This is a genomic window from Mycobacterium sp. (genome assembly GCF_047975165.1).
GTDB lineage: Bacteria > Actinomycetota > Actinomycetes > Mycobacteriales > Mycobacteriaceae > Mycobacterium.
Genome location: NZ_JBKECZ010000010.1, coordinates 1 through 8,061 on the forward strand (window position 1 = coordinate 1; position 8,061 = coordinate 8,061).

The following is an 8,061-nucleotide window of genomic DNA, read 5'->3' on the forward strand; positions in this document are numbered from 1 at the left end:
AGGGTCATTTTCCATGCAGACCGCGGCTGTCAATACACCAGCGCCCAACTCGCGACGGTCGCCGTCGAACTCGTCGTCCGGCTCTGGGTCGGACGCACCGGGGTGTGCTGGGATAACGCCCAGCAGGAGAGTTTCTGGTCAACCCTGAAAACCGAGTTCTACCACCGCCATCACTTCCACACCCGAGTCGAGGCGATCCACGCCGTCAGCAGCTGGATCGACACCGTCTACAACCACCGACGGCGCCACAGCGCACTCGGCCAAATCCCCCCGGTAGCCTTCGAGCACCGGATCATCACCATGGCCAAGCAGGCCGCTTAACCGATGTCCACGAAACGGGGTCAACCCCATACCGCAACGATCTGCTTATCGAGGCGATCTCTTGCCGCGGTCGCCGACAGGACCGCATCGAAGTGGTGGTCGAAGGCGGCCGTGGTGTGGGCATCATCGAATCGTTGCCGCCGTAGTCACGTTTCGTGGACTCCGGTCCAGGCGTTGCCGCCCGAATACACCCGGCCCTGGCGCAGCAACAGTTTCGAGAGTCTGTGCCGTACCCGCATCAAATCGGCGCGGGCGTCCTCGCGGGCCCTCACCAGATCGCGTACCGCCTCCACCTCAGCCTCAGGGACCGTGACCGCGGCGATCTCGCCCAACCGCAGCAGCCGGGCCAGATGCGCGGAATCGCGGGAGTCGGTTTTGACCCGATCCCCGGCCGGGCGGATCAATTTCGACGGTGCAGCGACCACGCAGTCAATCTGAGCCGCGGCCAACGCCCGGGCCAGACCGAACCCGGTTGGCCCCGCCTCATAGGCCACCCGCACCGGAGCCCGCAACCGATGCAACCAATCCAGAATCTCGCCATGATCGGGACACAATCGCGCCCGCTCAACCTGGCCTGTCTCTTCATCCAATGCATGCGCAACCACCGAAAGCGCGTGCACATCCAACCCGACACTCGTACCGTTGAAACTCACCGGAGGCCTCCTGATCTGCAACTGTGGCTCTACCAGTGCGAGTATTCACTCGACACCGGCAACCCACGTCCGATTGCAGCCCGAGGCCTTCGGCCTCAAGTCGCCCCCATACCGTCTAGCGCCTAGCGTGCGGGGGCGGGGGTGTCCGTCGTCGTCTCGGTCGGTGACAGCGGGAACGGCTGGTCGACGCTGCGTTCGATCACGCACCCGGCTGACGACAAGGCCACGCCGGTGGCCACCGCCGCGGTGAGAACCGCAACCGCAATCCGATTCGCCGGCATCCGCCCGGTCATTCCGCTCCTGCTCATCCGTTGCGCCTTTCGTTCGCCGGTATCGCACACCGCCGGGATGCTCCCGGTGTGACTGCTGGCGACAATCCTAGAGGGGGCGCAGAACGATCGGCATGCCGTCCGCCGGAACCGGCATTCCGCCGTAGTCCCAGCGCGGCCGGTAGTCCGGCCGGGGGAGCTCAAGCCGGTAGCGGCGCAGCAGCCGGTGAATGATCGTCTTGACTTCCATCTCTCCGAACACCAGCCCGATGCACTTGTGCGCTCCACCTCCGAACGGGGTGAACGCATATCGGTGCTTCTTGTGTTCGCTGCGCGGCTCGGCGAAACGCTCCGGATCGAATTTCATCGGGTCCGTCCAGAACTCCGGCAGCCGGTGGTTCATGCCCGGATACGCGATGACGTTGGTGTCCTTGGGTATGTAGTAGCCCAGCAGGTCGGTGTCGCGGACCGTGCGCCGCATCGCCCACTGCACCGGTGTCACCAACCGGATCGATTCGTTCATCACCAGCGACAGCGACTCCAGTTTCTCCAGCGACTCCATGTCGACCGGCCCGTCGCCCAGGCGGTCCGATTCGTCGCGGCAGCGCTCCTGCCACTCCGGGTGCGCGGCCAGGTGGTAGATCATCGTGGTGGCCGTCGACGACGAGGTGTCGTGGGCGGCCATCATCAGGAAGATCATGTGGTTGACGATGTCGCGGTCGGTGAACCGGTTGCCGTCTTCGTCGGCGGTCCGGCACAGGACGGTCAGCAGGTCGGTGCCTTCCTGGCCGCGGCGCTCCTTGATCCGCTCGGCGAAGTAGTCCTCCAGCAGCTCGCGGGCCTTGAGGCCACGCCACCAGGTGAACGGCGGAATGCCGGTGCGGATGATGGCATTGCCGGCGCGGGTCGTGGTCTCGAAGGCCTTGTTCACCTTGTTCAGCAGCTGCCGGTCGGTGTCGGGATCGTGGCCCATGAACACCATCGAGGCCACGTCGAGCGCCATCTCCTTGATCGCCGGGTAGAGCAGGAAACGCGCGTCGTCGGTCGCCCAGTCGTTGGCGACGGTGCGCGATACCACCTGGTCGATGTGGTCGAGATAGCCGACCAGCCGGGGCCGGATGAACGCCTCCTGCATGATCCGCCGGTGGAACATGTGCTCTTCGAAGTCCAGCAGCATCAGTCCGCGGCGGAAGAACGGGCCGATGACCGGCGTCCAGCCCTGCTGCGAGAAGTCCTTGTTGCGGTTGGAGTAGATGGCCTGGGCGGCATCGGGGCCCAGCGCCGCGACGCTGGGGAGGAACTTCGAATCGGCGAAGATCAGCGGCCCCTGCGTCTGGTACAGGAACATCACGTAGTCCGGGCCGCCCCGAAGCAGCTCGATCATGTGTCCGAGGACCGGAAGCCCGGCATCGCCGACGACGGGTTTGAGTCCGCTGCCCGGCGGCGGCTCGGCCAGGGTGGTCTGCGGGACCTTGGTGTTCCGCAGCTGGCGCTCTATTTGACCCAGCCCGGGAAAGTTGTTGAACGACGGGGTGAACCGGCGCCGGGCCTGGTCGAGAAGGTAGTCCGGAGTGCTGATGGTCGTCATTGGCGCGTGCTCCTAACCCGTTGTGGCAACGGTCACTTTCGATAATGATCGAGCTAAACTTGACGGCTATCAAGTTTTGTTTTGTCTCGCTGTAGGGCAAGGTCAGGGTGTGATCGGGACGTGAGAACTCAGGCGGCGAAGACTCAGGACGCACAGGTGTCGCGTCGGCGCGGCGACAAGCAGCGCGAGGCGATTCTGCAGGCGGTACGCGAATTGCTGGAGGAACAGCCGTTCGCCGATCTGTCAGTCAGCGAGATCAGCCAGCGGGCCGGGGTGGCCCGTTCGGGCTTCTACTTCTACTTCGACTCCAAGTATTCGGTGCTGGCACAGATCCTGGCCGAGGCGGCCGAAGAACTCGAAGAGCTCACGCAGTACTTCGCCCCCCGGCAGCCCGGTGAGAAACCCGAGGAGTTCGCCACGCGAATGGTGGGCAGCGCCGCGGCTGTCTATGCGCACAACAACCCGGTGATGCGGGCGTGCAATGTCGCCCGCCACAGCGATGTCGAGATTCGCGAGATTCTCGACGGCCAGTTCGAGGTGCTGCTGCGCCAGATCGTCGACATCGTCGGTGCGGAGGTCGAGGCCGGGACGGCGCAGCCGATCAGCGATGACCTGCCGACGCTGATCCGGACCCTGACCGCGACCACCGCGCTGATGCTGACCGGCGATCCACTGCTGGTCGGGGGTGACGTCACCGACGGCGTCGGTGCGGACCGCCGGGTGCGGGTGCTCGAACAGCTGTGGCTGACCGCGCTATGGGGTGGCCCGGCCCGGTAGGCCCGTCGTACGCGGCGACGGTCGCGGCCCTGCCCGGTACCGCCGGTAGGGTCACCCCCATGGAGCGGACGGGTCCCGGGCGGTATTACTCGGGCAAGCGGTGTTTCGTCACCGGTGCGGCCAGCGGGATCGGGCAGGCCACCGCGCTGCGGCTGGCCGCGCTGGGAGCCGAGCTGTACCTGACCGACCGTGACGCCGAGGGGCTGACGCGCACGGTGGACGACGCCCGCGCGCTGGGGGCGCGAGTGCCGGCATTCCGGGTCTTGGACATTTCCGACTACGAGCAGGTGGCGGCCTTCGCCGCCGACATTCACCTCGGTCACGCCAGCATGGACGTGGTGTTCAACATCGCCGGCGTTTCGGCGTGGGGGACGGTCGACCGGCTCTCGCACGACCAGTGGAACAGTATGGTCGCGATCAATCTGATGGGCCCGATTCACGTGATCGAGACGTTCGTCCCGCAGATGGTGGCGGCGGGTCGCGGCGGACGGGTGGTCAACGTGTCATCGGCCGCCGGATTGGTGGCCCTGCCCTGGCATGCGGCCTACAGTGCCAGCAAGTTCGGCCTGCGAGGGCTCTCGGAGGTGTTGCGTTTCGATTTGGCCCGGCATCGCATCGGGGTGTCGGTCGTGGTGCCCGGTGCGGTGGAGACGCCTTTGGTCAACTCCGTGGAGATCGCCGGGGTGGACCGCGAGGATCCGAATGTCGCGCGCTGGATCGACCGTTTCAAAGGCCATGCCGTCTCCCCGGAACGCGCTGCCGAGAAGATCCTGGCCGGTGTCGCCAAGAACCGGTATCTGATCTACACCTCTGCCGATATCCGGGCGCTGTACGCCTTCAAAAGGCTGGCGTGGTGGCCCTACAGTGTGGCGATGCGGCAGGTCAACGTCGTTTTCACCCGGGTGCTGCGGCCGGGTCCGCCCCGGCGGACGGCCTAGCGGCCGGTCCGGCGGGCCCGCTTGTTCGCGAGCGTAACGCCACGGCGAAATCCGGCGCGCGAAATCGCAACCCCGTTACGCTCGCGAACGACTCGCAGCCATCTGCCCGAATCCGGCCCTCGTCCGCGCCCGGGGGTTACCGCCCGCACAGTTTGCCGGCCAGATTCGCCCAGGTGTCACCCAGGGTCTGCAGGGTATGGCCGCCGTGGGTGAGCTGATGCTCGACGTAGTCGACGTCGAGCAGGGCCAGCAGCGCATCGGCCTGCGTGGGAAGGTCGCCAGTGGTGTGCGCCGCTTCCAGCAGCACCAGGACATGCCTGCGCTGGACGGCGGTTGCGCCCACCAGGCGGGCGCGCGGGTCGCGGTTTGCCGCCGACAGCAACTCGCGGTGGGTGTGCACGAAGCGGATCCGCTCGCGGCCGAATGCGATGAGCCGGTCCATCGGCGGCGCGTCGGGCCCCAGCGGCGGCGGGCCGAACAGGAATGCGTGCTGGGCCGCTTTCTCGTCCTCGTCGAGCAGCACGGTCATCAGGCCGGCTCGGCTGCCGAAACGCCGGAAGACCGTTCCCTTGCCGACGCCGGCGGCGGCGGCGACCTCGTCCATGGTGACTGTCCGGGCCCCGTGCTCGGCAACCAGCCGGCGAGCCGCGGCGAGCAGCAGGGTGCGGTTGCGCGCGGCGTCTCTGCGCTCCGGCGGCGGATCGTCGGACGTCGGCGCGGGTGGTTCACCCGCGGCGTCGGTACCGGTCATATGTGCACCCTAACGCGATCGGAATTAATCGGACTATAGTCCGGTTGGCTCATGCGACGATGTACGACGACGGATGAAGGGGATGCGGACGTGACCGAGACCAGCGGGACGGAGACCGGGATGACCGAGACCGGCGGGACCGAGAGCGGCAGGGCCGAGACCGGCGGGACCGAGACCGGCGGGGCCGAGACCGGCACGACCGAGACCGGCAGGGCCGAGACCAGGGTCCTGGCCCTGGTGGGCAGCCTGCGTGTGGGGTCGATCAACCGCCAGATCGCCCAGCTCGCCGCCGCGGTGGCCCCGCTCGGGGTCACCGTAGAGGTCTTCGACGAGCTGGGGGAGCTGCCGTTCTACAACGAGGACAGCGACGGCGCGGTCAACGGCCAACCGGGTGCGGTCCCGGCGGCGGCGGCGAGGCTGCGGGCCGCCGCGGCTGGCGCCGATGCGGCTTTGGTGGTCACCCCCGAATACAACGGAACGATGCCGGCGGTGCTCAAGAATGCGATCGACTGGTTGTCCCGCCCCTTCGGTGAGGGTGCGTTGCAGCGCAAGCCGCTGGCCGTCATCGGAGGTTCGCTGGGGCGCCACGGTGGCGTGTGGGCCCATGACGACACCCGCAAGGCGTTTGCCATCGCCGGGGCGAGCGTGGTCGAGGCGATCAAACTCTCGCTGCCCATCGAGATCCTGGGCGGAAGCGCTCCCGCCGATGATGCGCGGCTGTCGGCCGACGTGAGTGCGGTGGTGGGCAAGCTCGTGGCCGAGGTCGGGTAGTTCCGGGGCCGGAGCCGGGGAGGGCTGGGGGCTGGCGCCGGGCGCCGGGGGCCGAGGGCTGGGGGCTGGCGCCGAGGGCCGAGGGCTGGGGGCTGGGGATCCGCGCCGGGATGCCGGGGGCCGAGGGCTGGGGGCCGGGGGGCTGGGGGCCGGGGGCCGAGGGCCGGGGGCTGGGGGCCGGGGGCTGGGGGCTGGGGACCCGCGCCGGAACCAAGCTCGGCGAAGTCGACTTGTCGGTGGCCGCTGGTATACCCGGACCCATGCGAAACCCGTCTACAACGCCGGCTCGGTTTGTGATTTCCGACACGCCGGGGACACGCCCGGCAATAGCGTGCGACCAGCGAATTTCAAGAATGTTGTTTCGAACATCTTGTATCTCTTCGCGCGGTGACCCCCTAGGTGTAGTGTTTTGGGCACCGGCAGACCCCAGAGTCGGCAGGTCACACGGCCCGCTGAACTTCCCCGGAATCTGGGTCCGCCGGACCGCTGAACGTCGTCAATTCAATCCGCCAGATCGCAAGTCCCGAACCCGTCTCAAGTCCGACCCGAACCCCTTGATCCCCGACCCCCGACCCCCGATCCCCGACCCCCGACCACCCCCACTTCCGCGAAGGAGCGGTACGCCCATGACCATCACCGTTTACAGCAAGCCCGCCTGTGTGCAGTGCGTCGCCACCCACAAGGCACTGGACAAACAGGGCGTCACCTACCAGAAGGTCGACATCACCCTGGACGCCGAGGCACGCGACTACGTCATGGCCTTGGGCTACCTGCAGGCGCCCGTCGTCGTGGCCGACAATGCCCACTGGTCCGGGTTCCGGCCCGACCGCATCAAGGCCCTATCCGAAGCGGCGATGAGTGCCTAGCGCCCAGCGCCGAGTGCGATAGCCCAGAGGCAAGGGGGTTGCGGCGCCATGGAGACCGACATGGGAACCGGCATGCAGATGAGCTCCGAGTTCGTGGGATGCAACCTGGTGTATTTCTCGTCGGTGTCGGAGAACACCCACCGCTTCGTGCGGAAGCTGGGTGTTCCCGCCATCCGGATACCGCTGCGCGGCCGCATCGAGGTCGACGAACCCTATGTGCTGGTGCTGCCCACCTACGGCGGCGGCCGGGCCACGCCGGACATCAACAACGGCGGTTACGTGCCCAAGCAGGTCATCGCATTTTTGAATAACGTGCACAATCGCTCATTGATCCGCGGCGTCATCGCCGCGGGGAATAACAACTTCGGTGCGGAATTCGCCTACGCGGGCAACGTGGTGTCCCGCAAATGCGGTGTTCCCTACCTCTACCGCTTCGAACTCATGGGTACCGCCGACGACGTCGCCGCCGTCCGCGCGGGCCTGGCCGATTTCTGGAAGGAACAGACGTGTCACCAACCGTCACTGCAGAGCCTGTAACCGCCGTCCCGCAGGCCCACTCGGCCGGGGGTCCGGCCGAGACCGACTACCACGCGCTCAACGCGATGCTCAATCTGTACGACGCAGACGGCAAGATCCAGTTCGCCCACGACGTGCTCGCCGCCCGCCAGTACTTCCTTGAGCACGTCAACCAGAACACCGTGTTCTTCCACAACCAGGACGAGAAGCTCGACTACCTGATCCAGAAGGACTACTACGAGCGCGAGGTCCTCGACCAGTACTCGCGCAACTTCGTCAAGACGCTGCTGGATCGCGCCTACGCCAAGAAGTTCCGCTTTCCGACGTTCCTGGGGGCGTTCAAGTACTACACCTCCTACACGCTGAAGACATTCGACGGCAAGCGCTACCTGGAGCGCTTCGAGGACCGCGTCGTCATGGTGGCGCTGACCCTGGCGGCCGGCGACAACAGGCTCGCCGAGAAGCTGGTCGACGAGATCATCGAGGGCCGCTTCCAGCCGGCCACCCCGACCTTCCTCAACTCGGGCAAGAAGCAGCGCGGCGAACCGGTGAGCTGCTTTCTGCTGCGCATCGAGGACAACATGGAGTCCATCGCGCGCGGCATCAACTCC

The 8,061-nt window shown here is 66.8% G+C and carries 10 protein-coding genes and 1 pseudogene; 7 read left to right on the forward strand and 4 right to left on the reverse strand.

Annotated elements, in window-relative coordinates; genetic code table 11:
• On the forward strand, positions 1–321 hold a 321-nt coding region (locus ACK5M9_RS00715; protein ID WP_416891295.1), incomplete at its 5' end, for an integrase core domain-containing protein.
• Between the two features lie 38 nt (positions 322–359).
• Here ACK5M9_RS00715 and ACK5M9_RS00720 read toward each other — a convergent pair.
• The 3 genes and pseudogenes from ACK5M9_RS00720 to ACK5M9_RS00730 form a co-directional block, all read right to left on the reverse strand.
• A pseudogene (locus ACK5M9_RS00720) lies at positions 360–995 on the reverse strand (IS110 family transposase); the annotation flags it as partial.
• Positions 996–1,096: 101 nt separating this feature from the next.
• Positions 1,097–1,282, reverse strand: coding sequence for a hypothetical protein (locus ACK5M9_RS00725; RefSeq protein WP_416891296.1), 186 nt, complete (start codon positions 1,280–1,282; stop codon positions 1,097–1,099).
• 70 nt (positions 1,283–1,352) lie between these two features.
• On the reverse strand, positions 1,353–2,831 hold the full coding sequence (locus tag ACK5M9_RS00730) for a cytochrome P450 (protein ID WP_416891297.1): 1,479 nt from the start codon (positions 2,829–2,831) through the stop codon (positions 1,353–1,355).
• 120 nt (positions 2,832–2,951) lie between these two features.
• On the opposite strand from ACK5M9_RS00730, the gene ACK5M9_RS00735 reads away from it, so the two are divergent.
• Complete coding sequence (locus ACK5M9_RS00735; RefSeq protein WP_416891298.1) at positions 2,952–3,608, forward strand: TetR/AcrR family transcriptional regulator; 657 nt, start codon at positions 2,952–2,954, stop codon at positions 3,606–3,608.
• 59 nt (positions 3,609–3,667) lie between these two features.
• A complete protein-coding gene (locus ACK5M9_RS00740) occupies positions 3,668–4,546 on the forward strand; it encodes an SDR family oxidoreductase (RefSeq protein WP_416891299.1) in 879 nt (292 codons plus the stop codon).
• Positions 4,547–4,682: 136 nt separating this feature from the next.
• On the opposite strand, the gene ACK5M9_RS00745 is transcribed toward ACK5M9_RS00740, so the two are convergent.
• Positions 4,683–5,297: a TetR/AcrR family transcriptional regulator gene (locus ACK5M9_RS00745; RefSeq protein WP_416891300.1), complete on the reverse strand. Its 615-nt coding sequence runs from the start codon at positions 5,295–5,297 to the stop codon at positions 4,683–4,685.
• A gap of 90 nt (positions 5,298–5,387) precedes the next feature.
• On the opposite strand from ACK5M9_RS00745, the gene ACK5M9_RS00750 reads away from it, so the two are divergent.
• From ACK5M9_RS00750 to ACK5M9_RS00765, 4 genes are all read left to right on the forward strand, one after another.
• Entirely contained in the window at positions 5,388–6,068 is a 681-nt protein-coding gene (locus ACK5M9_RS00750) for an NAD(P)H-dependent oxidoreductase (RefSeq protein ID WP_416891301.1), read from the forward strand.
• Between the two features lie 626 nt (positions 6,069–6,694).
• Positions 6,695–6,934, forward strand: coding sequence for a glutaredoxin-like protein NrdH (gene nrdH, locus ACK5M9_RS00755; protein ID WP_416891302.1), 240 nt, complete (start codon positions 6,695–6,697; stop codon positions 6,932–6,934).
• Between the two features lie 78 nt (positions 6,935–7,012).
• On the forward strand, positions 7,013–7,471 hold the full coding sequence (gene nrdI / locus ACK5M9_RS00760) for a class Ib ribonucleoside-diphosphate reductase assembly flavoprotein NrdI (protein WP_416891304.1): 459 nt from the start codon (positions 7,013–7,015) through the stop codon (positions 7,469–7,471).
• Positions 7,441–8,061 (forward strand): ribonucleotide reductase N-terminal alpha domain-containing protein (locus ACK5M9_RS00765; RefSeq protein ID WP_416891303.1); only part of this gene is annotated, 621 nt, incomplete at its 3' end. The genes nrdI and ACK5M9_RS00765, both read left to right, overlap by 31 nt.

What these genes read in the sequence shown, in the direction of transcription:
- ACK5M9_RS00745 (WP_416891300.1), bottom strand. Translation starts at nt 5,297, where the DNA reads ATGACCGGTACCGACGCCGCGGGTGAACCACCCGCGCCGACGTCCGAC.
- nrdI (WP_416891304.1), top strand. Translation starts at nt 7,013, where the DNA reads ATGAGCTCCGAGTTCGTGGGATGCAACCTGGTGTATTTCTCGTCGGTG.
- ACK5M9_RS00740 (WP_416891299.1), top strand. Translation starts at nt 3,668, where the DNA reads ATGGAGCGGACGGGTCCCGGGCGGTATTACTCGGGCAAGCGGTGTTTC.
- nrdH (WP_416891302.1), top strand. Translation starts at nt 6,695, where the DNA reads ATGACCATCACCGTTTACAGCAAGCCCGCCTGTGTGCAGTGCGTCGCC.
- ACK5M9_RS00725 (WP_416891296.1), bottom strand. Translation starts at nt 1,282, where the DNA reads ATGAGCAGGAGCGGAATGACCGGGCGGATGCCGGCGAATCGGATTGCG.
- ACK5M9_RS00730 (WP_416891297.1), bottom strand. Translation starts at nt 2,831, where the DNA reads ATGACGACCATCAGCACTCCGGACTACCTTCTCGACCAGGCCCGGCGC.